Source organism: Geodermatophilus sp. SYSU D00696 (assembly GCF_054050235.1).
The window spans coordinates 85,709-107,121 of record NZ_JBJGYY010000005.1; the positions used below are offsets into that span (position 1 = coordinate 85,709).

At 76.5% G+C, this 21,413-nt stretch carries 28 protein-coding genes, 1 tRNA gene and 1 pseudogene; 16 read left to right on the forward strand and 14 right to left on the reverse strand.

Annotated features, from left to right (window positions below):
- Window positions 1–24 precede the first annotated feature (24 nt).
- On the reverse strand, window positions 25–939 hold the full coding sequence (locus ACI79O_RS05125) for a UTP--glucose-1-phosphate uridylyltransferase (protein WP_456887360.1): 915 nt from the start codon (window positions 937–939) through the stop codon (window positions 25–27).
- Window positions 940–1,047: 108 nt separating this feature from the next.
- Between ACI79O_RS05125 and ACI79O_RS05130 the strand changes: the two genes are divergently transcribed.
- Genes ACI79O_RS05130 through ACI79O_RS05145 form a run of 4 tightly spaced genes read left to right on the forward strand, consistent with a single transcriptional unit; the run spans window position 1,048 to window position 5,773 of the window.
- Window positions 1,048–1,647, forward strand: a complete 600-nt coding sequence (locus ACI79O_RS05130; RefSeq protein WP_456887361.1) for a 5-formyltetrahydrofolate cyclo-ligase — start codon at window positions 1,048–1,050, stop codon at window positions 1,645–1,647.
- A gap of 42 nt (window positions 1,648–1,689) precedes the next feature.
- The gene (locus tag ACI79O_RS05135) at window positions 1,690–3,063 is read left to right on the forward strand and encodes an SLC13 family permease (protein ID WP_456913508.1); all 1,374 of its coding nucleotides are present in this window, start codon (window positions 1,690–1,692) and stop codon (window positions 3,061–3,063) included.
- Window positions 3,064–3,080: 17 nt separating this feature from the next.
- Window positions 3,081–4,259 (forward strand): CaiB/BaiF CoA transferase family protein, encoded by a 1,179-nt coding sequence (locus ACI79O_RS05140; protein ID WP_456887363.1) that lies wholly within the window; start codon window positions 3,081–3,083, stop codon window positions 4,257–4,259.
- Window positions 4,256–5,773, forward strand: a complete 1,518-nt coding sequence (locus ACI79O_RS05145) for a carboxyl transferase domain-containing protein (protein WP_456887364.1) — start codon at window positions 4,256–4,258, stop codon at window positions 5,771–5,773. Before ACI79O_RS05140 ends, ACI79O_RS05145 begins: the two co-directional genes overlap by 4 nt.
- A gap of 15 nt (window positions 5,774–5,788) precedes the next feature.
- Here the strand turns inward: ACI79O_RS05145 and ACI79O_RS05150 are convergent, their stop codons facing one another.
- Window positions 5,789–6,283: a MarR family winged helix-turn-helix transcriptional regulator gene (locus tag ACI79O_RS05150; protein ID WP_456874974.1), complete on the reverse strand. Its 495-nt coding sequence runs from the start codon at window positions 6,281–6,283 to the stop codon at window positions 5,789–5,791.
- A gap of 217 nt (window positions 6,284–6,500) precedes the next feature.
- On the opposite strand from ACI79O_RS05150, the gene ACI79O_RS05155 reads away from it, so the two are divergent.
- Window positions 6,501–7,793: an aminotransferase class I/II-fold pyridoxal phosphate-dependent enzyme gene (locus tag ACI79O_RS05155; protein WP_456913509.1), complete on the forward strand. Its 1,293-nt coding sequence runs from the start codon at window positions 6,501–6,503 to the stop codon at window positions 7,791–7,793.
- A 26-nt stretch (window positions 7,794–7,819) separates the two neighbouring features.
- The gene (locus tag ACI79O_RS05160) at window positions 7,820–8,227 is read left to right on the forward strand and encodes a DUF1232 domain-containing protein (protein ID WP_456887366.1); all 408 of its coding nucleotides are present in this window, start codon (window positions 7,820–7,822) and stop codon (window positions 8,225–8,227) included.
- A 2-nt stretch (window positions 8,228–8,229) separates the two neighbouring features.
- Here the strand turns inward: ACI79O_RS05160 and ACI79O_RS05165 are convergent, their stop codons facing one another.
- From ACI79O_RS05165 to map, 3 genes are all read right to left on the reverse strand, one after another.
- The gene (locus tag ACI79O_RS05165; RefSeq protein ID WP_456887367.1) at window positions 8,230–8,808 is read right to left on the reverse strand and encodes an MBL fold metallo-hydrolase; all 579 of its coding nucleotides are present in this window, start codon (window positions 8,806–8,808) and stop codon (window positions 8,230–8,232) included.
- Between the two features lie 46 nt (window positions 8,809–8,854).
- On the reverse strand, window positions 8,855–9,169 hold the full coding sequence (locus tag ACI79O_RS05170; RefSeq protein WP_456887368.1) for a YdhR family protein: 315 nt from the start codon (window positions 9,167–9,169) through the stop codon (window positions 8,855–8,857).
- A gap of 198 nt (window positions 9,170–9,367) precedes the next feature.
- Window positions 9,368–10,135, reverse strand: coding sequence for a type I methionyl aminopeptidase (gene map / locus ACI79O_RS05175; protein WP_456887369.1), 768 nt, complete (start codon window positions 10,133–10,135; stop codon window positions 9,368–9,370).
- Between the two features lie 42 nt (window positions 10,136–10,177).
- Here map and ACI79O_RS05180 point away from each other — a divergent pair, with 42 nt between their 5' ends.
- A complete protein-coding gene (locus ACI79O_RS05180) occupies window positions 10,178–10,444 on the forward strand; it encodes a helix-turn-helix domain-containing protein (RefSeq protein ID WP_456887370.1) in 267 nt (88 codons plus the stop codon).
- 57 nt (window positions 10,445–10,501) lie between these two features.
- Window positions 10,502–11,077 carry a hypothetical protein gene (locus tag ACI79O_RS05185; RefSeq protein WP_456887371.1) on the forward strand — a complete coding sequence of 192 codons (576 nt, stop codon included), beginning with the start codon at window positions 10,502–10,504 and terminating at the stop codon, window positions 11,075–11,077.
- 42 nt (window positions 11,078–11,119) lie between these two features.
- Here ACI79O_RS05185 and ACI79O_RS05190 read toward each other — a convergent pair whose 3' ends face one another.
- Together ACI79O_RS05190 and ACI79O_RS05195 are read right to left on the reverse strand one after the other, a co-directional pair.
- The gene (locus tag ACI79O_RS05190) at window positions 11,120–11,569 is read right to left on the reverse strand and encodes an SRPBCC family protein (RefSeq protein WP_456887372.1); all 450 of its coding nucleotides are present in this window, start codon (window positions 11,567–11,569) and stop codon (window positions 11,120–11,122) included.
- A gap of 176 nt (window positions 11,570–11,745) precedes the next feature.
- Window positions 11,746–12,357, reverse strand: a complete 612-nt coding sequence (locus ACI79O_RS05195) for a GNAT family N-acetyltransferase (protein ID WP_456887373.1) — start codon at window positions 12,355–12,357, stop codon at window positions 11,746–11,748.
- Between the two features lie 267 nt (window positions 12,358–12,624).
- Between ACI79O_RS05195 and ACI79O_RS05200 the strand changes: the two genes are divergently transcribed.
- The 3 genes and pseudogenes from ACI79O_RS05200 to mscL form a co-directional block, all read left to right on the forward strand.
- Window positions 12,625–12,984, forward strand: a complete 360-nt coding sequence (locus ACI79O_RS05200; RefSeq protein ID WP_456887374.1) for an FmdB family zinc ribbon protein — start codon at window positions 12,625–12,627, stop codon at window positions 12,982–12,984.
- An 84-nt stretch (window positions 12,985–13,068) separates the two neighbouring features.
- Window positions 13,069–13,677: a Flp pilus assembly protein CpaB gene (gene cpaB, locus ACI79O_RS05205; RefSeq protein WP_456887375.1), complete on the forward strand. Its 609-nt coding sequence runs from the start codon at window positions 13,069–13,071 to the stop codon at window positions 13,675–13,677.
- A gap of 32 nt (window positions 13,678–13,709) precedes the next feature.
- Window positions 13,710–14,072, forward strand: a pseudogene (gene mscL / locus ACI79O_RS05210) (large conductance mechanosensitive channel protein MscL); the annotation flags it as partial.
- A gap of 66 nt (window positions 14,073–14,138) precedes the next feature.
- Here the strand turns inward: mscL and ACI79O_RS05215 are convergent.
- Window positions 14,139–14,831 (reverse strand): YbaK/EbsC family protein, encoded by a 693-nt coding sequence (locus ACI79O_RS05215; RefSeq protein WP_456887376.1) that lies wholly within the window; start codon window positions 14,829–14,831, stop codon window positions 14,139–14,141.
- Window positions 14,832–14,920: 89 nt separating this feature from the next.
- Here ACI79O_RS05215 and ACI79O_RS05220 point away from each other — a divergent pair, with 89 nt between their 5' ends.
- Genes ACI79O_RS05220 through ACI79O_RS05230 form a run of 3 tightly spaced genes read left to right on the forward strand, consistent with a single transcriptional unit; the run spans window position 14,921 to window position 16,490 of the window.
- On the forward strand, window positions 14,921–15,280 hold the full coding sequence (locus tag ACI79O_RS05220) for a VOC family protein (protein ID WP_456913510.1): 360 nt from the start codon (window positions 14,921–14,923) through the stop codon (window positions 15,278–15,280).
- A complete protein-coding gene (locus ACI79O_RS05225) occupies window positions 15,277–15,696 on the forward strand; it encodes a PaaI family thioesterase (protein ID WP_456887378.1) in 420 nt (139 codons plus the stop codon). The genes ACI79O_RS05220 and ACI79O_RS05225 overlap by 4 nt, the downstream gene beginning before the upstream one ends.
- The gene (locus ACI79O_RS05230) at window positions 15,693–16,490 is read left to right on the forward strand and encodes a phosphotransferase family protein (protein WP_456887379.1); all 798 of its coding nucleotides are present in this window, start codon (window positions 15,693–15,695) and stop codon (window positions 16,488–16,490) included. Before ACI79O_RS05225 ends, ACI79O_RS05230 begins: the two co-directional genes overlap by 4 nt.
- A gap of 70 nt (window positions 16,491–16,560) precedes the next feature.
- On the opposite strand, the gene ACI79O_RS05235 is transcribed toward ACI79O_RS05230, so the two are convergent.
- Genes ACI79O_RS05235 through ACI79O_RS05250 form a run of 4 tightly spaced genes read right to left on the reverse strand, consistent with a single transcriptional unit; the run spans window position 16,561 to window position 19,193 of the window.
- On the reverse strand, window positions 16,561–17,523 hold the full coding sequence (locus ACI79O_RS05235) for an MSMEG_6728 family protein (protein ID WP_456913511.1): 963 nt from the start codon (window positions 17,521–17,523) through the stop codon (window positions 16,561–16,563).
- 31 nt (window positions 17,524–17,554) lie between these two features.
- Window positions 17,555–17,851 (reverse strand): biopolymer transporter Tol, encoded by a 297-nt coding sequence (locus tag ACI79O_RS05240; protein WP_456887381.1) that lies wholly within the window; start codon window positions 17,849–17,851, stop codon window positions 17,555–17,557.
- Entirely contained in the window at window positions 17,848–18,702 is an 855-nt protein-coding gene (locus ACI79O_RS05245) for an NAD-dependent protein deacetylase (protein ID WP_456913512.1), read from the reverse strand. Before ACI79O_RS05245 ends, ACI79O_RS05240 begins: the two co-directional genes overlap by 4 nt.
- 41 nt (window positions 18,703–18,743) lie before the next feature.
- Entirely contained in the window at window positions 18,744–19,193 is a 450-nt protein-coding gene (locus tag ACI79O_RS05250) for an SRPBCC family protein (protein ID WP_456913513.1), read from the reverse strand.
- Between the two features lie 99 nt (window positions 19,194–19,292).
- On the opposite strand from ACI79O_RS05250, the gene ACI79O_RS05255 reads away from it, so the two are divergent.
- Window positions 19,293–20,162 carry an alpha/beta fold hydrolase gene (locus tag ACI79O_RS05255; RefSeq protein WP_456913514.1) on the forward strand — a complete coding sequence of 290 codons (870 nt, stop codon included), beginning with the start codon at window positions 19,293–19,295 and terminating at the stop codon, window positions 20,160–20,162.
- On the opposite strand, the gene ACI79O_RS05260 is transcribed toward ACI79O_RS05255, so the two are convergent.
- Window positions 20,098–20,427 carry a hypothetical protein gene (locus ACI79O_RS05260; RefSeq protein ID WP_456913515.1) on the reverse strand — a complete coding sequence of 110 codons (330 nt, stop codon included), beginning with the start codon at window positions 20,425–20,427 and terminating at the stop codon, window positions 20,098–20,100. The genes ACI79O_RS05255 and ACI79O_RS05260 overlap by 65 nt on opposite strands.
- Before the next feature lie 93 nt (window positions 20,428–20,520).
- Here ACI79O_RS05260 and ACI79O_RS05265 point away from each other — a divergent pair.
- A tRNA-Arg gene (locus tag ACI79O_RS05265) sits at window positions 20,521–20,596 on the forward strand.
- 96 nt (window positions 20,597–20,692) lie between these two features.
- Here ACI79O_RS05265 and ACI79O_RS05270 read toward each other — a convergent pair.
- Complete coding sequence (locus ACI79O_RS05270) at window positions 20,693–21,319, reverse strand: hypothetical protein (RefSeq protein WP_456913516.1); 627 nt, start codon at window positions 21,317–21,319, stop codon at window positions 20,693–20,695.
- Between the last annotated feature and the right edge of the window lie 94 nt (window positions 21,320–21,413).

Genomic DNA, 21,413 nt, shown 5'->3' on the forward strand with positions numbered 1-21,413 from the left:
GATGGTCCCCCTCCGGGGACCGGCTCAGGCCTGCGACGCGCCCTCGGCCGGCAGGTCGGCCACGAACTCGGTGAGCCAGGAACGCAGCGCCGGGCCGAGGTCCTCCCGCTCGGAGGCCAGCCGGATGACCGCCTTGAGGTAGTCGAGCTTGTCGCCGGTGTCGTAGCGCCGGCCGTCGAAGACGACGCCGTGCAGCGGGTGCCCGCGCTCGACGAGCGTGGCCAGCGCGTCGGTCAGCTGGATCTCCCCGCCGCGGCCGGGCGCGGTCTCGCGGAGCACGCCGAAGACCTCCGGCGCGAGCACGTAGCGGCCGATGATCGCCAGGCTCGAGGGCGCCTCGTCGACCGGCGGCTTCTCCACCAGGCCGGTGATCGCGACGACGCCGTCGGCGGAGCCGGGCTCGACGGCGACCGCGCCGTACTTGTCGATGTTCTCCCGGCCGACGTCGAGCAGCGCGACCACCGAGCCGCCGTGCTCGGCCTGCACGGCGAGCATCTGCTCGAGCAGGTGGTCGCGGGCGTCGATGAGGTCGTCGCCGAGCAGGACGGCGAAGGGCTCCTCGCCGACGAAGGCGGCTGCCTGCAGCACCGCGTGGCCCAGCCCGCGCGCCTCGCCCTGCCGGACGAAGTGCACCTGCGCGACGTCGGTGGACTCCTGGACGGCGGCCAGCCGGCCGGCGTCGCCCTTCTTCTCCAGGGCCGTCTCGAGCTCGGGGGTGCGGTCGAAGAAGTCCTCGATCGCGGCCTTGTTGCGGCCGGTGACCATGAGCACCTCGGCGAGGCCGGCCCGGGCGGCCTCCTCGACGATGTACTGCAGCGCCGGCCGGTCGACGACCGGCAGCAGCTCCTTCGGCACCGCCTTGGTGGCGGGGAGGAACCGGGTGCCCATCCCGGCGACGGGGATGACGGCCTTGCGCGCCGGGCGCTGCGGGGTCGACATGCGCGGCAGCCTAGCCAGGCGCCCCGCGCGGGACGATCTCGTCCTGACCCCTCGGGGGCAGTCACCGCCGTGGCCTCACGGGCGCTCCCGCGGCCCTAGCCTCGTCCCGTGAGCGCACCGTCCGACGCGGAGGCGGCCAAGTCCGCCCTGCGGGAGCGGGTCCTGGCCGGCCGCCGGCACCGCACCCCCGCCGCGCGCGCCGCCGCCGCGGCCGCGGTGACCACCACCCTGCTCGCCCGCCTGGCGCGGGTCCGCGTCCTGGCCGCGTTCGTGCCGGAGGACACCGAGCCCGGGTCGGGGCGGCTGCCGGCCGCGTTCACCCAGCTCGGCGCGCGGGTGCTGCTGCCCGTGGTGCCCGACGCCGGCACCGAGCTGCGCTGGGCGGTCGACACCGGCCGGCTGGCACCGGGCCGCTTCGGGATCCTCGAGCCGGTCGGCCCGCGGCTCGGGCCGACCGCGGTGGGGACGGCGGAGGTCGTCGTCGTGCCGGCACTGGCGGTCGACCGCGGTGGCGTGCGGCTGGGCCGCGGCGGCGGCTGGTACGACCGCGCCCTGGTGCACGTGCGCCCGAGCGCCGTCGTCGTGGCGCTGGTGTTCGACGACGAGCTGGTCGACCGGCTGCCGGCCCTCGGCCACGACCGGCCGGTGAGCGCCGTCGTCACCCCCTCCGGCGGCTGGCAGGACCTGGGGAGCCGTACCCACCGGTAGGTGACACGGTGGGCCGGTCGGCGCCGACGAGGGGAGCCCGCCGTGTCTCCGGAGATCGTCTCGATCCTGGCGCTGGTCGCCATCTTCGCGATCGCCACGTTCCTGCCGATCAACATGGGAGCGCTGGCCTTCGTGGCGGCCTTCCTGGTCGGGACGCTCTCGGTGGGGCTCAGCACCGACGACATCCTCGCCGGCTTCCCCGCCGAGCTGGTCGTGACCCTGATCGGCGTCACCTACCTGTTCGCGATCGCGCAGAACAACGGCACCGTCGACCTGCTGGTGCGCGGGGCGGTGCGGCTGGTCGGCGGCTACGTGGCCGCCATCCCCTGGATCATGTTCGCCGTCACCGCGCTGCTCACCGCGATCGGCGCGCTCTCCCCCGCCGCGGTGGCGATCATCGCGCCGATCGCGCTGGGCTTCGCCGCGCGCTACGACATCAACCCCCTGCTCATGGGCATGATGGTCGTCCACGGCGCGCAGGGCGGCGGGTTCTCGCCGATCAGCGTCTACGGCGTCACCGTGAACGAGATCGTCGAGGACGAGGGCCTGACCTCCAGCCCGCTGGCGGTGTTCCTGGGCAGCCTGTTCTTCAACGTCGCCATCGGCGTCGTCCTCTTCCTCGTGTTCGGCGGACGCCGGCTGCTGGGCCGCCGGGTGCCGCTCACGGTCCCCGCGCACGCCGAGCACGCCGAGGAGCCCGTGGTGAGCGGGCACGGCGCTCCTCCCGGCCCCGCCGTCGGTCCCGACGACACCGGCGGGAGGGGAGGGAGCGGCGGGAGCGGCGGCACCGGCGCGGACGACGCCGTGGCGCCGCAGCGGGTGACCGTCGACCAGATCGCCACCCTGATCGGCCTGGCGGCCGTCGCCGTGCTCGCGCTGGTGTTCGACCTCGACATCGGCTTCGTCTCCATCACCGTCGCGACCGTGCTGGCGCTGTTCGCGGCGGCGCGGCAGAAGGGCGCGGTCAGCCAGATCAGCTGGTCGACGGTGCTGCTGATCGCCGGCGTGCTGAGCTTCGTGTTCGTGTTGCAGGAGGCCGGCACGATCGACTACGTCGGCGAGGCGGTGATCGGCCTCGGGGTGCCGCTGCTCATCGCGCTGCTGCTCTGCTACATCGGCGGGGTGGTGTCGGCGTTCGCGTCGTCGACGGCGATCATCGGCGTCGCCATCGCGCTGGCGGTGCCGTTCCTGCAGGAGAGCGACATCGGCACCGTCGGGGTGGTGGTGGCGCTGTCGGTGTCGTCGACGATCGTCGACGTCAGCCCGTTCTCGACCAACGGCGCCCTGGTGCTGGCCAACGCGCAGGGCGTGGACCGGGACCGGTTCTACAAGCAGATGCTCGCCTACGCGGGGATCGTCGTCGCCGTCGGGCCGTTCCTGGCCTGGCTGGTCTTCGTCGTCCCCGGCTGGCTGTGAGACAGGGAGAGGGACGCATGACCGGACCACTCGACGGGATCCTCGTCGTCGACCTGACCCGCGCACTGGCCGGGCCGCACGCGGGGATGATGCTCGGCGACCTCGGCGCCCGGGTGATCAAGGTGGAGAGCCCCGGCAGCGGCGACGACACCCGCGGCTGGGGACCGCCGTTCGTGCAGCCCGACTCCGGCGAGCGGGAGTCCACCTACTTCCTGTCGGCCAACCGCAACAAGGAGTCGGTCACCCTCGACCTCAAGGACGACGCCGACAAGGAGCTGCTCCGCGAGCTGGTCCGCCGCGCCGACGTGCTCCTGGAGAACTTCCGCCCCGGCACGCTGGCCCGCCTCGGCTTCGGCACCGAGGTCCTCGCCGGGCTCAACCCGCGGCTGGTGACCCTCTCGATCAGCGGGTTCGGCCACGACGGCCCCGAGGGCAGCCGCGCCGGCTACGACCAGATCGCCCAGGGCGAGGGCGGGCTGATGTCGCTGACCGGCTCCGGGCCCGACGACCCGCAGCGGGTCGGCGTCCCGATCGGCGACCTGCTGGCCGGCATGTACGGCGCCTACGGCGTGCTGGCGGCACTGCTGGAGCGGGAGCGGACCGGCCGCGGCCAGGTGGTGCGCACCTCGCTGCTGGCCGCGATCGTCGGCGTGCACGCCTTCCAGGGGACCGCGTGGACCGTCGGCGGCCAGGTGGGCCGCGCGCAGGGCAACCACCACCCCTCGATCGCGCCCTACGGCCTGTTCCACTGCAAGGGCGGCAGCGTGCAGCTCTCCTGCGGGTCGGAGGGGCTGTGGCGGCGGCTGTGCGCCGAGTTCGGCCTCGACCCGGAGGCGCCGGGGATGGCGACCAACCACGAGCGGGTGGGCAACCGGCAGCAGGTGATCGCGCTGCTCGAGGAGACCTTCGCCGACACCGGCCCGGAGGAGCTGCTCGCCCGGCTGGCCGCGGCCGGCGTGCCGGCGGGCAAGGTGCGCACCCTCGACGAGGTCTACGGCTGGGAGCAGACCCTGTCGCAGGGGCTGCTCGTCGACGTCGAGCACGCCACCCTGGGCCGGCTGCGGCTGCCCGGCCCGCCGCTGCGCTTCTTCGCCGCCACCCCCGACGGCGAGACCGAGACCACGCGCCGGGAGCACGCCGCTCCCCCGGTGCTCGGCGGATCGGACGAGGCGGTCCGCGCCTGGCTGTCCGAGTGACCCGGCTGGACGCCCGCGCGCTGCGCGACCTCGTCCTCGATCCCGGGTCCTGGAAGAGCTGGGACACGCCGGCCGGCCCGCGCGACGTCGACCCGGCCTACGCGGCCGAGCTGCGCGCCGCGGCCGAGCGCTCCCGGCAGGACGAGGCCGTCGTCACCGGCGAGGGCACGTTGCGCGGTCGGCGGGTGGCCGTCGTCGCCGGTGAGTTCGGCTTCCTCGCCGGCTCGATCGGCGTGGCCACGGCCGAGCGGCTGGTCGCCGCCGTCGAGCGGGCCACCGACGAGGGCCTGCCCCTGCTCGCCGCGCCGGTGTCCGGCGGCACCCGGATGCAGGAGGGCACGGTCGCCTTCCTGCAGATGATCGGCATCACCGCGGCCATCGCGCGGCACAAGGCCGCGGGCCTGCCCTACCTGGTCTACCTGCGCGACCCCACCTTCGGCGGGGTGCTCGCCTCGTGGGGGTCGCTCGGTCACGTGACCATCGCCGAGCCGGGCGCCGCGGTCGGCTTCCTCGGGCCGCGGGTCTACCAGGCCCTGCACGGCGAGCCGTTCCCGGCGGGGGTGCAGACCGCCGAGCACCTGGCCGAGCGGGGGCTCATCGACGCCGTCGTCGCGCACGAGGACGTCGCCGACCTCGCCGACCGGGCGCTGTCGGTGCTCTCGGCGCGGCGGACCTGGCACCTCGACGTCCGCGACGCCGAGCGGCCCACCGCCGAGGACGGCACCGACGCCGACGACCCCGAGGACGGCCGCAGCGCGTGGGACGTCGTCACCGCGTCCCGGCGGCCCGACCGGCCGGGCGTGCGGCGACTGCTGCGGACGGCGGCCACCGACGTCGTCGGGCTCTCGGGCACCGGGGCCGGCGAGAAGGACCCCGGCCTGCTGCTGGCCCTGGCCCGCTTCGGCGGCGCACCGTGCGTCGTCCTCGGCCAGGACCGGCGCGGGCAGTCGCTGTCGGCGCCGCTGGGCCCGGCCGCGCTGCGCGAGGCCCGGCGCGGCATGCGGCTGGCCGCCGAGCTGCACCTGCCGCTGGTGACGCTCATCGACACCCCGGGGGCGGCGCTGTCGGTGGAGGCCGAGGAGGGCGGGCTGGCCGCCGAGATCGCCCGCTGCCTCGAGGACCTGGTGACGCTCCGGGCGCCGACGCTCGCGGTGCTGCTCGGCCAGGGCACCGGCGGCGGCGCGCTGGCCCTGGTGCCCGCCGACCGGGTGCTCGCCGCGGCCAACGGCTGGCTGGGCCCGCTGCCGCCGGAGGGCGCCTCGGCGATCGTGCACCGCTCCGTCGACCGCGCGCCGGAGATGGCCGCCGCGCAGGGCGTGCGGGCTCCCGACCTGTGGCGGGCCGGGATCGTCGACCGCGTGGTGCCCGAGCGGCCCGACGCCGCCGACGAGCCGGTGGAGTTCTGTCGCCGGCTGGGCCGGGTGCTCGGCGACGAGCTGGCCGGGCTGCTCGGCCGCGAGGACGCCGAGCGCACCCGCAGCCGGCTGCACCGCTACCGCCACCTCGGCCGCTAGACAGCCTGCGCGGGGTCAGCGGCCGAGGTCACCGCCGTGGGGCACGCGGCGGCTGGCATCGGGGTCCAGGCCCTGCACCACCGTCTCGAGGACCTCGCACAACGCGGCGGTCTGCTCGGGGGTCAGCGGGTCGAACAGCGCGGTGCGGACGGCGTCGACGTGGCCGGGAGCGACCGTCCGGACGACGTCCCAGCCGGCGTCGGTGAGGACGGCGAGGTTGCCCCGGCCGTCGTCGGCGGAGCGCTCGCGGCGCACCCAGCCACGCTCCTCCAGCCGCGCCACGGTGTGCGACAGGCGGCTCTGCGACTGGTTGGCCCGGCGGGCGAGGTCGCTCATCCGGCGGCTGCGGCCGGGCGCCTCGGACAGCATCGCCAGGACGACGTAGGCCGCGTGGGTGAGGCCGGCGTCGCGCTGCAGCTGCGCGTCGAGCTCGCGCGGGAGCAGCTCGGAGACGGTCAGCCACGCCCGCCAGGCCCGCTGCTGCGTGTCGTCGAGCCAGCGTGCGGTCACCCGGGGGACGGTACCGGCGGGTCCTCCCCGTCCGGGTGGCCGACCACCCGAGCCGGTGGTACGCAGGGTCGCGAGGCGATGACCAGCTGTCACCCGACCGGGGCACGAGGGACACCCGCAGGAACTGTGAGCTGACCCACCGTTGACGCAGCGTGACCGTGGCGGTGAGGGTGGCTCGCCGCCGGACCTCCCGGCGCTCGAACCGAACGGAGCCCCCGTGCACGACGCCCCGACCTCCGGCCCGCTCGCCGGCCGGACTCCCGGGAGCGGCCGGCGCGACGCCTTCGCCCCGCTGCTGCACGACCCGCTCGCCGCGATGTTCCGCGAGCACGACCGCGCCGGTACCGGCACCCACGGCGTCCCGACCGCGGGCGCGCCCGAGCCGGTCACCGTCTACGACGACGGCGTCCCGCGGGTGAACCTGGGCAGCAACAACTACCTCGGCCTGGCCGGCGACCCGCGGGTCGTCGAGGCCGCCGTCGCCGCGGTGCGCCGGTACGGCACCAGCACGTCGGGCAGCCGGGTGCTCAACGGCACCACCCGGCTGCACCTGCAGCTGGAGGAGGAGCTCGCCGACCACTACGGCGTCGAGGCCGCGGTGCTGACCTCCTCGGGCGTCAACGCCAACACCGCGCTGCTGTCGACCGCGGGCGGTCCCGGCGACGTCCTGCTGGTCGACGCCCACGCGCACGCCAGCGTGCACGCCGGCGCGGCCGCCAGCCGCGGCACCGTCGTCCGGTTCCGGCACAACAGCGTCGACTCCCTCGCCCGGCGCCTGCAGCGGCTCGACCCGCAGGCCGGCGCCGTGGTGGTCGTCGACGGCGTCTACTCGATGACCGGCGAGACCGCGCCGCTGGCCGCGATCGCCGACCTGTGCGCCGCGCACGGCGCCCGGCTGGTCGTCGACGAGGCGCACGGCCTCGGGGTCCTCGGCGAGCACGGGCGGGGCGCGGCCGAGCACACCGGCGCGCTGGACCGGGTGGACGCGGTCACCGTCGCGTTCAGCAAGTCGCTGGCCAGCGTCGGCGGCGCGGTGCTGACCAGCCGGGCGGTGGCCGACGGCATCCGCGCCAGCGCCGTCCCCTACGTGTTCAGCGCGGCCAACGAGCCGGCCGGCGTCGGCGCGGCCCTCGCCGCGCTGCGGATCCTGCGCGCCGAACCCGACCTGCGGACGCGGCTGCAGGAGAACGGCCGGCGGCTGCGGGTCGAGCTCAGCGCCGCCGGGACGCCGCCGCTGCCGGGCAGCGGCGCGGTGATCGCCGTGCCGACCGGCAGCCCGGAGGCGACCGTCGCCGCGTGGCGGGCGGCCTACGAGGCCGGCGTCTACTGCAACGCCGTCGGCTACCCCGCCGTCCCGCGCGGCAAGGGAGTGCTGCGGCTGTCGGTCATGGCCACGCACACGGCCGAGCAGCTGCAGGCCGCCGCCGGCTCGGTGGCCGCCGGGGTGCTCGCCGCCCGGGCGGCCGAGGACGCCGGTCAGGATCCTGGCGAGGAGCTCGCGGTCGCCTGACCCCGGGCGGCCGGGAGGGAGGCGCCGTGCCGGGGTGGGCGTGGACGCTGGTGGGCGTCGCGGGCGGCCTCCTGCTGTGCTGGCTGGCGCTGCTGGCGACGCTGTGGGGCGCCCGGCCCGACGCGCTGCGGGCGGCCGAGCTGCTCCGGCTGCTGCCCGACGTGGTGCGGCTGGTCCGCCGCCTGGCCGGTGACCGCAGCCTGCCGCGCGGCGTGCGCGTGCGGCTCTGGCTGCTGCTGGCCTACCTGGCGCTGCCGGTGGACCTCGTGCCCGACGTCGTCCCCGTCATCGGGTTCGCCGACGACGCCCTGGCCGTCGCCCTGGTGCTGCGCTCGGTGGTCCGCCGGGCCGGTGCCGACGCGGTCACCCGCCACTGGCCGGGCACCGCAGCGGGTCTGGCCGCGCTGCGCCGGGCCACCCGCCTGCCGGGCTGACCTCAGCGCGGCGTCGTCGCGTCCGGCCGGAACGGGGCGCCGTGCGCGCAGACGACGAGCGTGGCCAGGGACAGCACCCGCTCGCGCTGCTCGCGCAGCTGGTCGCGGTCGAGGGCGTAGGGGTCGTCGGCCGGGCCGTCCCCGGTCCACCACAGGTGGGTCAGCGCGACGACGTCGTCGGGTGTGCCGACCAGCGTGGTGACGTCCTGCGGCGTGTGCCCGGGGGTGGCCAGCAGCCGGACGGCGGGCGTGAGCTGCACCCCGTCGGCCGGGCGGCGGGTGAACACGTCCCCCTCGATCACCGACTGGAAGTCGTGGACCGGGACCACGGGGAACAGCGCCACGTTGAGGGTGTGGTCGAGGTGGTGGTGGCTGAGGACGACGTCGGTGACGTCCTCGGGTCGGACGCCGAGCCCGCGCAGCGGCCGCAGGATGTCGTCGCGGTCGGCCACCATCCCCGGGTCGACGACGATCGTCCGGCCGGCGTCGCGCACCAGGGTGACCGTGCCGGCCACGTGCGGCGAGCGGGCGTAGCCCTCGACCAGGACGTCGACACGGGCGGTGCGGGCGAGGTCGGCCATGGGCGCACGGTAGGGCGGGGCACCGCTCCCCGCAGCGGGCCGGCCGTCAGGCGGGCTGCAGGTCGCCCCCGGTCACCGCGGTGGCGGCCTCGTCGACCGACCAGTCGCGCACGGTGAGCCCCTCGATGTGCGGGTGCTGTGCCAGCCCCGCGCCCAGGTCGCTGGCGAGGAAGGCCCGGTAGGCCTCCTCGTCCTCCCACAGGTAGACCCCGCCGGCGCCGCCGTCGGCCGAGCGCAGCCAGATCTTGCTGCGCAGGCCGGGGACCTCGGCGAACACCGGGGCCAGCTCCTCGGCGCAGACCCGCGCCCACTGGGACGGGTCCATCCCGCGGACCCGGTACTCGAAGACCGACACGTGCACGGGACCTCCCCGGGTCAGCGGCCGCGGTCGCCCGGACCGGTGCGGTGATGGTCCTCGTGCCGCCCCCGGGCCGGGAGGTCCGGACCGACGCCCGGTCGGCCGGGCCGCGCGCCGTGACCGAGGGCCGTTCGCCGGGTGCGAGGCGACACCGTGCGGCCTCGTGGCCGCCGGATCCCGTGCCGGGTGCCGCGGGCGCCGTCAGGCCGCGGTGAGCACCCGCGGTCCGCCGGCGGTCACCGCGACGGTGTGCTCGGCGTGCGCGGCCCGGCTGCCGTCGGCGGAGCGCAGCGTCCAGCCGTCCTCGTCGACCCGGTAGCCGTCGCCGCCGCCGGCGAGGAACCACGGCTCGATCGCGATCACCAACCCGGTCCGCAGCCGGGGTCCACGGCCCGGCCGCCCGTCGTTGGGCACCGGCGGGTCCTCGTGCATGGCCCGGCCGATGCCGTGGCCGCCGTAGTCGGTGTTCACCCCGAACCCGGCCCGCCGGGCCGCGGCGCCGATCGCCGCCGACACGTCGCCGATGCGGTTGCCCGGCACCGCGGCGGCGATGCCCGCGGCCAGCGCCGCCTCGGTGGTCTCGACCAGCCGGGCGTCCTCGGGCCGGGCGGCGCCGACCACCACGGTCCTCGCGGCGTCGGCGGCCCAGCCGTCGAGCGACGCGCCACAGTCGACGCTGAGCACGTCGCCGTCCCGCAGCCGGTAGCCGGTCGGGATCCCGTGCAGCGCGGCGTCGTTGACGCTGGTGCAGAGCACCGCCGGGAACGGTGTCGGGGCGAACGACGGCCGGTAGCCGAGGAAGGTCGACCGGGCGCCGGCCGACGCCAGCTCCGCCCGCGCCACGTCGTCCAGCTCGCGCAGCGACACCCCCACCGCCGCCTGCCGGTGCACCGCCTCGAGCACCGAGGCGACCACCCGTCCGGCGGCGCGCATCGCGTCGATCTCGCCGGCCGACTTCAGCTCCACCACGGACGCCTCCCGGGATAGTTGTCACGGTATTACTATCACGGCATGGTGCGACCGCCGCTCAGTGCCCAGGACCGTGAGCGCGGCCGGGCGCTCGGCACCCTGCTCCGGTCGGCCCGCGCCGGCCGCAGCATGGGACAGGTCGCCACCGCGGCCGGCGTCCCGGTCGAGACGCTGCGCAAGATCGAGTCGGGCCGGGTGCCCACGCCGGCCTTCTTCACCGTCGCCGCGCTCGCCGGCGCGGTCGGGCTCTCCCTCGACGACGTGGTCCGCGCCTGCGCCGCCGAGCCGGCCGAGCCGCTCGCCGGCTGAGCCCGACCGGGCGCTCTCCCGCCGCTCCACCCGGGTCGTCCGTGCCAGTCTGGCGGGATGGCGGACCCGGCGCCCTCGTTGGCGGCCCTGCACGAGCGGCTGCGCGAGGAGTACAAGGCGCTGGTCCGGATCGTCTCCGAGTTCGACGGGCGACTGGTGACGGTCAAGGGCTGGTCGGTGACCCTGAGCCTGGCCGCCCTGGGGCTGGGCTTCCAGCAGGAGCACTACGCGCTGTTCGGGCTGGCCGCCGCGAGCGCGCTGGGCTTCTGGTTCATCGACGCCACGATGAAGCGGCACCAGGTGCGGTACTACTCCCGCATGCGCGACATCGAGGTGCTCGCGCACCGGCTCGCCGAGGACGAGGCGGCCGATCCCTCGTCGCCGCTCGGCCCCGGCGCCGCGTCGTTCTCGTCCCCGCGCATCGACTGGTACTGGGGCTTCACCGGCGACGGGGACGACGAGCGCCTGGAACCGCCCCGCCGGCGGAGCGCCGGGGACGTGGCGCGGCTGCTCCACCGGGTGCCGTGGACGGGACACGTCCTGCTGCCGCACGCCGTCGCGGTGGTGCTCGGGCTCGTGCTCTTCGTGCTGGCCGTCGTCGGCGTGCCGGGCCTGGCACACCTCGAGCCCTGAGAGCTCAGCCGGGGCCACCTGCCGAGACCCCGACGGCTCCCGTCACCGCTCCGCCGCAGCGGCGATGTCGCCCAGGTCCTTCTCCAGCGCCCGGGTCACCGCGCGCCGGCCCAGCGGGCCGGTGACCGCCGCGAGGAGCCGTGTCAGCGTGGACGTCGGCCGGGCGCCGAACGTCATCGCCAGGTCGCTCCCGCCGTCGCCGGCCGGCGTCACCGCGACCGTCGACAGGTACCGGACGCCCGGCCGCACCGCCTCGGTCGTGTAGGACCGCTGCGGCTCCACGGCGGTGACGGTCATCTCCTCGGTGGCCGCGCGACCCATCATCGTGCGGGTCTCCCGCCACCGGGTCCCCACGCCGAACTCCCCCGGCGTGAGGACCTCCACCGCGTCGATGCCGCGGACCACCTGCGGCGCTCCCGCGAGGTCGGTGGCCACCGCCCACACCCGTTCCGCCGGCGCCGCCACGTGCCGGCGCACCTCCACGTCCTGCATGGCGCCTCCTCCCCTCGGCGTGCTGCCGCCGCCCCGGCGGCACCGGCACCGTGCCACCGGGGGACGACGGATCCGTCCCGGCGTGCGGCCGGCCAGTTCCTCCCCGACCCGCTCGTGCCAGCGCACCCCCGGCCGGGGCGGACACGCGCGAACCCCGTGGTGGCACCCCCAGGGCGTCAGCGCGGGTCCCGCCACATGGGAGTCATCGGTGGGGCGCCGGCGGGCACGTCGAGGACCCCCTGCTCGACGAAGCCGTGGCGCCGGTACAGCGGGACGTTCCGCTCGCAGGTGGCCTCCAGGTAGGCGGGGACCCGTTCGGTGTCGCAGCGGTCGAGGACCGCCCGGAGCAGCGCCGCCCCGAGACCCTGCCCCTGCCGCTCGGGGCGCGTACCGATGTAGAGCAGGTACCAGTGCGGGGGCAGCTCACCGTGGTGGGCGTACAAGGCCGACCGCACCCGCTGGAAGTGCCCCATCCGCCGCCCCCCGATCCGCAGCCAGGCCGGCAGTTCGCGCAGGTCCTCCCGGGATGTCCCCCGCCAGTGACCCGGCGGGAACCACACCGCGGCGGCGTCCCCGTCGGCGGTGGTCCACAGGCCGCCGTACGCCAGGCTGCGAGCACCGTCCACGACGAAGACGCGGCGCACGCGCTCGTCCCGTGCCCGGACCCCTGGTGGCAGGAGGTGGCAGAACAACGGGTCGTCGGCGAAGGCCGCGGCGAGCGTCCGGCTCACACGGTCGGCGTCCCCGGCGGTGGCCGGACGGACGGAGTGCTGCACGTCCTCGGTCATGCCGAGGACCGTCCTCCTCGACGGGCCGGCGGCCCAGGGACCTGCGTCCCTCGGCCGCCGTGCGTCGGGCCTGATGTCCAGGAAGGCAGGCGGCACCGTGGCCGGACGACCTCCCGTGATCGGGGTCGCACCCGGTCCTCATGGCGGACGACACCGTGCGGATCACGTGGACGCCGGGCCCGGACGTGGCGCATCATTGGCAGTCGAGGGTGCCGAGTGCCAGCCGGCGCCGGGCCCACCCGACCGCTCGACCAGGAGTGCCGCGCCGTGCCCACGTACCAGTACGCCTGCACCAACCCCGAGGGCAAGCACGAGTTCGAGGTCGTGCAGTCCTTCTCCGACGCCCCCGTGGCCGAGTGCCCGACCTGCGGCGTGCCCGTGCGCAAGGTCTACGGCTCGGTCGGCGTGGTCTTCAAGGGCTCGGGCTTCTACCGCACCGACAGCCGCTCGGGCTCCGCCACCAAGGAGCCCGCGACGGCGTCCGCCTCCTCCGACTCGTCGGGCTCCTCGTCGAAGTCCGCGTCGAAGGAGTCGTCCTCCTCGTCCTCCTCGTCGACCTCGTCGTCGTCCTCGACCGGCGGCAGCGGCAGCGGCGGCGGCAGCGGCAGCAAGGCCGCCGCCGGCTGACGCCGGCCGTCCACACCCACCCGCTCGCTCCACAGGTCCGCCGCCCGGCACCCGCGGCCGGTGCCGGGCGGCCAGCCTGGGCCGGTGCTGCGCCTGCGCCGTCCTCGCTCCCCCGTCGTCCTGCTGCGCCGCTGCCTGGCCGCGCTCCTCGCCGCCGGCGCCCTGGTGCTCGCACTGCGTGCACCGGAGGTCCCGCCGGCCGCGCCGCCGCCGGGCACCCCGGTGGTCACCGCCGCCGCCGACCTGCCCGCAGGGACGGTGCTGACCGCCGACGCGCTCACGGTGACCGAGCTCCCCGCGGTCCCCGCCGGCTCGGCCGCCGACCCCACCGCGCTCACCGGGCAGGTGCTGGCCGCGCCGCTGCGGGCCGGTGAGCCGGTCACCGACGTCCGCCTCGTCGGCCCGGGCCTGACCGCGCTGCTGCCGGCCGGTCAGGTGGCCGTCCCGGTCCGCCCGGCCGACCTGGCCGTCGCCGCGCTGGCCACACCCGGTGACCGGGTCGACGTGCTGGCCACCGCCTCCGGTGCCGTGCGGGCCGAGGTGGTGGCCCGGGCCGCGCTGGTGCTCGCCGCGCCGGACGACGGCGGCCTGCTCGTGCTCGCCGTCGACGAGCCGACGGCGACCGCACTGGCCGCGGCCGCCACCACGGCCACCCTGACGCTCGGTCTCACCTCGCCTGCCGACCGTGACTGAGTCCTGGACCGGCGGGGCGTCGCCGTGAGGATATGGAGGCCGTGCTCGAGGGCTTCGAGGACTTCCTGCTGCGCGGCAACGTCGTCGAGCTCGCGGTCGCGGTCGTCATCGGCGCCGCCTCCACCGCTGTCGTGACGGCCTTCACCGACTCGTTCCTGACCCCGCTGGTCAACCCGGTGGCCGGCGGCGGCGAGGTCGGCGGCTCGTCCACCGTCGACGGCCAGGTCTTCGACCACGGGGCGTTCACCAGCCAGGTCATCACGTTCCTGCTGACCGCCGCCGTCGTCTACGTCGTGGTCGTGCTGCCCCTGGAGAAGGTCGCCGAGCGGCGCACGCGCGGGGAGGAGGCCGGCGCGGTGGCGCCCACGCAGGTCGAGCTGCTCGCCGGGATCCGCGACCTGCTGCGCGCAGCAGGGTCCCGCGCCCGGCGGCACGCCGGGCGGGCCGGGGACGACGGCTCTTTAGTCAGTGCCCCAGTGCGGCGGCCGGTCCTCGAGCCAGCGCCGGTCGGGGTCCCGCTCGTCGGGCCGCTCGCCCCAGCCGAGGTCGCGGTCGTCGGGCGCCCGCTCGACCGGCGCGGGCGGGGCCGGCCGCGGCGGCTCCTCGACCGGCAGGCCCAGGCCCTCGAGGACCTCGGCGGCCGGCAGCGCGGCGAGCACCGCACCGGGCAGCGCCAGCTTCGCCCCGCGGGTGCCCGAGCCGACGACGACGAGGTCCGCGGCGGCCACGGCCGCGTCGACCAGCACCGGCCACGCGGGCGGCAGCCCGAGCGGGGTGATGCCGCCGTAGGCCATGCCGGACTCGGCGACGGCGACGTCCTGCGGCGCGAAGGACGCCTTCCGGGCACCGAGGTGCCGGCGCACCAGGCCGTTGACGTCGGCGCGGGTGGTGGCCAGCACCACGCAGGCGGCGAGTGCGGTCTGCCCGGCCCGGCGGGTGGCCACGACGACGCAGTTGGCCGACGCCTCGAGCGGGACGCCGTAGGCCTCGGTGAACGCGGCGGTGTCGGCGAGGTCGTCGTCGACCGGGGCCACCCAGGCCGGCCCGGACAGCGACGGCAGGGCGGCCGCGACCGGGTCGCCGAGCAGGTCGGGCCGCTCGGCGGCGGGCACCCAGGTCAGCGAGCCGAGCACGGGCGGGGGCGGGGTGGTCACGCCCCGATCCTGCCCGGCGGCCGGCTCGCGGCGGCGGACGGCCGGATCCCGGGGGGTGCGCGGGCCCGGCGGCGGCCAGGATGGGCCGCATGATCGGCCAGCTGCACTCCGTCGTCATCGACGCGCCCGACGCGCACGCCCTCGCCACCTTCTACGCCGACCTGCTCGGGATGGAGGTGAGCAAGGGCGGCCCGGGCGACGACTGGGTCGTGGTGACCGGCCAGGGGTACCGGCTGGCCTTCCAGCAGGCCCCCGACCTGGTCCCGCCCGACTGGCCCGACCCGGCGCGGCCGCAGCAGTTCCACCTCGACGTGCGGGTCGCCGACGTCGACGAGGCCGAGCCGCGGGCGCTCGCCCTCGGGGCGCGGCGGCTGCCGGGCGAGGGCGGGGACTTCCGCGTCTACGCCGACCCGGTCGGCCACCCCTTCTGCCTGGTGTGGGACGCGTGAGCGCCGACCTGCCCGCCGTCGACCGGGCCGCCGCCAGCGCCTTCGTCGCCGCCACCGGGTTCGACGTCGCCGAGGCGAGCGGCACCCGGGTCACCGGCACCGTCGAACTCGGGCCCGACCACCACACGCCGTGGGGCGTGGTGCACGGCGGGGTCTACTGCGCGGTGATCGAGTCGGCGGCGTCGATCGGGGCCAGCGTCGCCGTCGCCGAGCGCGGCCAGTTCGCCGTCGGGGTGAACAACAGCACCGACTTCCTGCGGCCGGTGACCGCCGGCCGGGTCGACGTCGTCGCCGAGCCGGTCCAGCAGGGCCGCACCCTGCAGCTGTGGCAGGTGCTGCTCACCCGCGCCGAGGACGGCAAACTCGTCGCGCGGGGCCAGGTCCGCCTGCAGAACGTCCCGCTGCCGGGGGCGTGAGCGGGCGCTCCCGGCGCGCGGTGGCGGCGGCCACCGCGGTGGCCGCCGCGCACGGGCTCCGGGTGCGCGAGCCGCGGGTGCTGCACGACGGCGTCAACGCCGTCGTGCACCTGGCACCGGCGCCGGTGGTCGCGCGCGTCGCCACGCTGACCCCGCGGCTGCGCCCCGACCCGCGGCGCCCGTTCGGCCGCGAGGTCGCCGTCGCGACGGCGCTGGCGGCGGCCGGCGCCGCCGTCGTCCCGCCCAGCGACCTGCTGCCGCCGGGCCCGCACGAGCACGGCGGCCTGACGCTGTCGTTCTGGACGCTCGTCGAGGTCCTCCCTGCGACGCCCTCGCCGGCGGAGGTGGCCGCCGCGCTCACCGGCCTGCACGAGGTGCTGGCCGGCCTGCCGGTGACCGGGACGCCGCTGGACACCCCGCTCGACGACCTGGCCGCCTTCACCGCGCGCGCCGGCGACTGGGGCGTCCCGGCCGCCGTGCGCGCACAAATGGCCGAGGAGGTCGAGCGGGTGCTGCCGCACCTGGGCGGGCCGGTGCGGGTCGTGCACGGCGACGCGCACCCGGGCAACCTGCTCGCCACGCCCGCCGGGTGGCGGTGGGCCGACCTGGAGGACACCTGCGCCGGCCCGGTCGCCTGGGACCTCGCCTGCCTGCGCCTCACCTCCCGGCTCGACGGCCGCGCGGCGCTCGACGCGATGGGCGGGCCGTCCGACGCCGAGCTCGCGCCGTGGCTGGAGCTGCGCCGGCTGCACGCGCAGGCGTGGACCAGCGTCGTGGGGAGCAGCCACTCGTGACGTCTCAGGTGGCCCTCCTGCAGGGGCCCGGCGCGAGCCTGCGAGCGGTGGGGGGCAGGAGGGTCCTTCGTCACACGAGCGGCAGCGCGGGCTCCCGGTAGGTGACACCGGCCGAGGACGGTGGCAGCACGTCGGGGTCGACGACGACGGAGAACAGCGCACGCGGGTCCTGCAGCGTCGCGGGCGGGCGGGCGGCGGCCCGGGGGACGACGCGGTCCCACCGGGCCGGGCGGCGGTGCGGCAGCAGTTCGCGGCCGTCGAACAGGTAGTCGCCGAGCACCTCGCCGACCAGCAGCCCGGCGCCCTGCTCGACCGGCAGCGCCACGGGGTCGCCCGGCCGGAGCTCGTCGAGGAAGGCCGACAGCTGCCGCAGGTCCTTCGACGGCCGCCGCCCGGAGAGCTCCTTGGCCAGCGCGCGCAGCTCGACCGGGGAGAGCCCGGTCGCGTCGACGTCGACCCCCGACTGGGTGCCCAGCCCCACGACGCCGGCCGCCAGGCACGCGCCGAGCTCGTTGTGCGCCCGCGGCCGCACCACCCACACCCGGGTGCCCTCGGGCCCGGGCGCGGGCGGGAGGTCATCGGGGCCGGGCCACACGTAGGGCAGGTCGTCGGGCTCGGCGCCGAAGAGCGGCTGGAACAGCGGCCGGTAGAAGTCCGGGTCCTTGGCCAGCAGGTTCGACCGGTGGGACAGGTGCAGCGCCTCGTCGCCCACCCAGGAGGGCAGCAGGCCGGCGCGGGCCAGCTCCTCCTGCGGGGCGTCGGCGACCTCCGGGGCGAACTCGGCGATCAGCGTCTGCGTGCTGTCGGCGAACCCGCGCTCCCGCCACACCCGGACCATCGCCAGGCCGTAGACCACCAGCGCCGCCGTGCGCCCGCGCCACATGTGCACGACCGGGTGCGAGGCCCAGCCGTAGTCGGGCAGCTCGAGGGCGCGAAGGACCTGCAGCGTCTCCACGCGCTGCTTGCCCAGCCGCGGTGAGTCCAGCAGCCGCGCGCTCTCCGCGAAGTCGGCCACCGGCAGGAAGGTCTGCATCGGCGCTGCTCCTTCCCGGGCGGGTGTGGGGTCAACCGCCGAGGGCCTGCAGGGCGGCCTCCCAGCGGGCGCGGCGGGCGTCGTCGTCCTGGTCCCACCAGGCCGGGCCGCGCTCCCCCAGGCCGGTCTTGGCCAGCTGCACGCGGTCGCGGGCGGCGCGCCGCGCTGCCTCGTCGGGCGCCGTCCGGACCGCCGCGCGGGCCGCGCCCAGGTGCGAGAGGAGGCGGGCGCGGACGTCGTCGGGGAGCGCCGGGTCCGCCGTCCGCCACCGCCGCCCGTCGACGACGACCCACCGGCCGTCGGCGGTGCGGGAGACTTCTCGGCTCATGCCCCGCAGCGGCGGGCCAGCTCGGGCAGCACCGCGCCGAGCGGGGCGTCGACCTTGACGTCGACCTTGGCGTCGCCGCGGGTGGGCCCGAGGTTGACCACGCCCACCGGGATGCCGAGCTCGGCGGCGCGCAGCACGAACCGGTAGCCGCTCATGACCGTCAGCGAGGAGCCGAGGACGAGCAGGCCGGCGGACCCCTCGAGCATCCGGAAGCAGGTGTCCACCCGGTCGCGGGGCACGGTCTCGCCGAAGAAGACGACGTCGGGCTTGAGCGGGCCGGTCCCGCAGGCGCGGCAGTCGACCATCACGAAGCCGTCGAGCACCTCGTCGGGCAGCTCGGCGTCGCCGTCGGGGTTCACCTCGCCGGGGCGCGGGCCGAAGGCCGGGTTGGCCGCCCGCAGCCGCCGGTGCAGCTCCGCCCGCGGGGCGACGTCGCCGCAGGCCAGGCAGACGGTGCGGTCGAGGCCGCCGTGCAGCTCGACGACGTCGCGGGCGCCGGCGGCCTGGTGCAGCCCGTCGACGTTCTGGGTGACCACGCCGCCGACGAGGCCCGCGCGCTGCAGCCGGGCGACGGCGGAGTGCCCGGCGTTGGGCCGCGCGCCGGCGACCTGCGGCCAGCCGACGAAGCTGCGCGCCCAGTAGCGGTGCCGGCCGCGCGGGTCGCGGCGGAAGGTCTGCCAGGTCATCGGCGTGTGCCGGCGCAGCGAGCCGGTGGCGCCGCGGTAGTCGGGGATGCCGGAGTCGGTGGAGAGGCCGGCACCGGAGAGGACGAGGACGTCGCCGTCGGCGACCAGGCCGGTCAGCTCGTCGAGGGCCGCCGGGTTCTCGACGGCGGGGAGGGCGGCGGTCACCGGACCATCGTCCACCTCGACGGCACGCCGCGCCGCGGTCGTCAGACCGTGGTGCCGCCCAGCTCGCGCTCGAGCCGTCCCAGCAGGTCGGTGTAGACGCGGTGCAGGCCCCGGGGCGCGAAGGTCCGCTCGAAGAACCCGCCGACGCCGCTCGCGCCGTCCCAGGTGGTGCGCACCCGCACGGTGCTGCGTCCCGGGTCGGCCGGGGTGACGGTCCAGGTGGTCACCATCGACGAGCGGGTGTCGCGCTCGACGAGGGTGCCGTCGGGCTCGCTGACCTCGACGTCCTGCTCGCGCACCCGCTTCGACGTCGCGGCGAACCGCCAGTGCACGCGGGTGCCCGAGCCCTGCCCGCCGGCCTCGACGCGGTAGTCGCTGAACTGCTCGGGCAGCACCCGCGGCCGGGTGCCGGCGTAGTCGGCCAGGGCCACGCGGACCCGGTCGGCGGGGGCGGCGACGACGCGCTCGGCAGTGGCCACGACCTGTCCCATGCCACCCATCCTGCCTGCGCCCCCGGTGCCCCGCCGCTGGGCCGGGGACGTGACCAGCGTCATCGGCCGGTTCGCGGCCCGCCGGGTACCCAGGAGGGGATGGACGCACCGCTCTCGTACACCCGCACCGGCTCGGGCGAGCCCCTGCTGCTCCTGCACGGCATGGGCAGCTCACGGCGGGACTTCGCCGCCGTCCTCCCGCTGCTCACCGACCGCTTCGAGGTGATCGACGCCGACCTGCCCGGGGTGGGCCGGTCACCGGCTCTGGAGAGGCGCCCGACCGTCGCCGCGATCACCGACGCCGTCGAGCGGACCCTGGACGTCGAGGGCCTCGCCCGGGTGCACGTCCTGGGCAACTCGCTGGGCGCCCGGGTCGCGCTGGAACTGGCCCGCCGGGGCCGCGCGCGGTCGGTGGTCGCGATCGCGCCGTCGGGCCTGGACCTGCCGCCGGAGCGGGTCTTCCAGGGCAGCGGGATGGCGCTGGCGCGGGTCGTCATGCGCGTCGGCGCGCCGCTGGTGAGCCCCCTGTCCCGCTCGGCCCTGGGCCGGGCCGCGCTGCTCGCGCCGCTCAAGGCGCGCCCGTGGTCGACCTCTCCCGACGAGGCCGTCGGCGCGCGGGAGGGTTTCGCCGACTCCCGTGACTACTGGCGGACGCTGCTGTGGGCCCTGCTGGTGGACGTCCCGCGGGGCATGGACCGCATCGACTGCCCGGTCACCCTCGTCCAGGGCGTGGCCGACTGGATCGCCTCGGGGCAGACGGTGCGCTACCTGCCGCTGGTGCCGGGCTCCCGGTTCGTCCCGCTGCTGTGGGCCGGCCACGCGCCCCAGTCCGACCGGCCGCGGACGATCGTGCGCCTGGTCGAGGAGGCGGCCCGGCAGGCGGACGCCGACCTGCTGGCGGAGGTCAGCGCTGCTCCTCGGCGTTCAGGTACCCGCACCGGAACCGGGCGTCGGCCATCGCCTCGGTGAAGCGGGTCTCCCAGGCGGGGTCGTCGGCCGGGAAGGTGGTGAACACCCGGTCCTCGAGCACGACCGGCAGCCCGTCGGGGCCGGTACGGGCACGCCGCAGCAGCACCCGGGTCCGGCCGTCGACCTCGTCGTGCGCCGGCGCCCAGGCCGCCCGGACCGGCGCCGGCCGCCGGTCCCGCGGCTCCGCGGACAGCACGCCGAGCCGGGACAGCAGCAGGCCGAGCACCACCAGCAGCACCACGATCTCGACCACCGCGAGCAGCACGCTCCGACGGTAGCCACCGGGGACGCCGCGTGGAGCCCCTCCGGTCGCCCGGTAGCCTCGATCGGCACCCCCGCCCGGCCGCCCGGCCGGCGAGCCCCCGTAGCTCAGGGGATAGAGCATCGGTTTCCTAAACCGTGTGTCGCAGGTTCGAATCCTGCCGGGGGCACCATCGGACCATTCCGCCGAGCGGTGCGGGAACCGGGCGGAATGGCGCCGCCCCCGGTCCCGTGGGGGCCGGGGACGGCGGGTCAGGATCCGCCGGGGATCAGCGCGCTCCCCATCCGCGTCCGTGGCCCCCGTGGTGGTGCCACGCATTCCCGCGGTCGAACCAGCGGCACAGGTCGACGATCCGCGCGTCCAGTCGCACCCATTCCTCGGACACCGGGACACCCTCGACGTCCACGGTCACCCGCACCTCGGCCTCACCCTTCCTGAAGTAGGCCAGGTCCCCCTCCGGCAGGCCCGCGGCGTCCCACGCGGCCTGCTGGACCTCGTCGATCGGGAACAGCACCGACGGTCCCCCGAGGGTGACGGTCACTCCGGTCGGGCCGGCGACCTCGACCCCCGGCCCCGAGATGTCCAGCTCGTCGATCACCGCACCGTCGGCACGGGTGAGGTCGACGGTCCAGGCGCCGCGGAACTCCGTCGTCGTCGTGCCGTCCGGGTTCTCCGTCACCCGCACCTCCACCTCCCGCACGTCCCCGCTCTCCAGCGTGACGGTGCTGTCGCACGCTTGGAACGAGACGGGGGCGTAGTAGTCGGGGATGACCTCCTCGACCGGTACGAATCCGGCGTCATCGACTTCGTCGGCACCGCCGTGCGCCAGTGCGGGAGCCGCACCCGATCCGACGAATGCAGCCGCCAGGACACCGATCGTGAATGCGCGTCGCATCCCCATCCCCGTTCTCCCCGTTTCCCCCGTGACACCGACTCCGCTTTTGTCCCATGCGTATCAACAGGGTCCTTGGTCCCCGATCGACCATTCC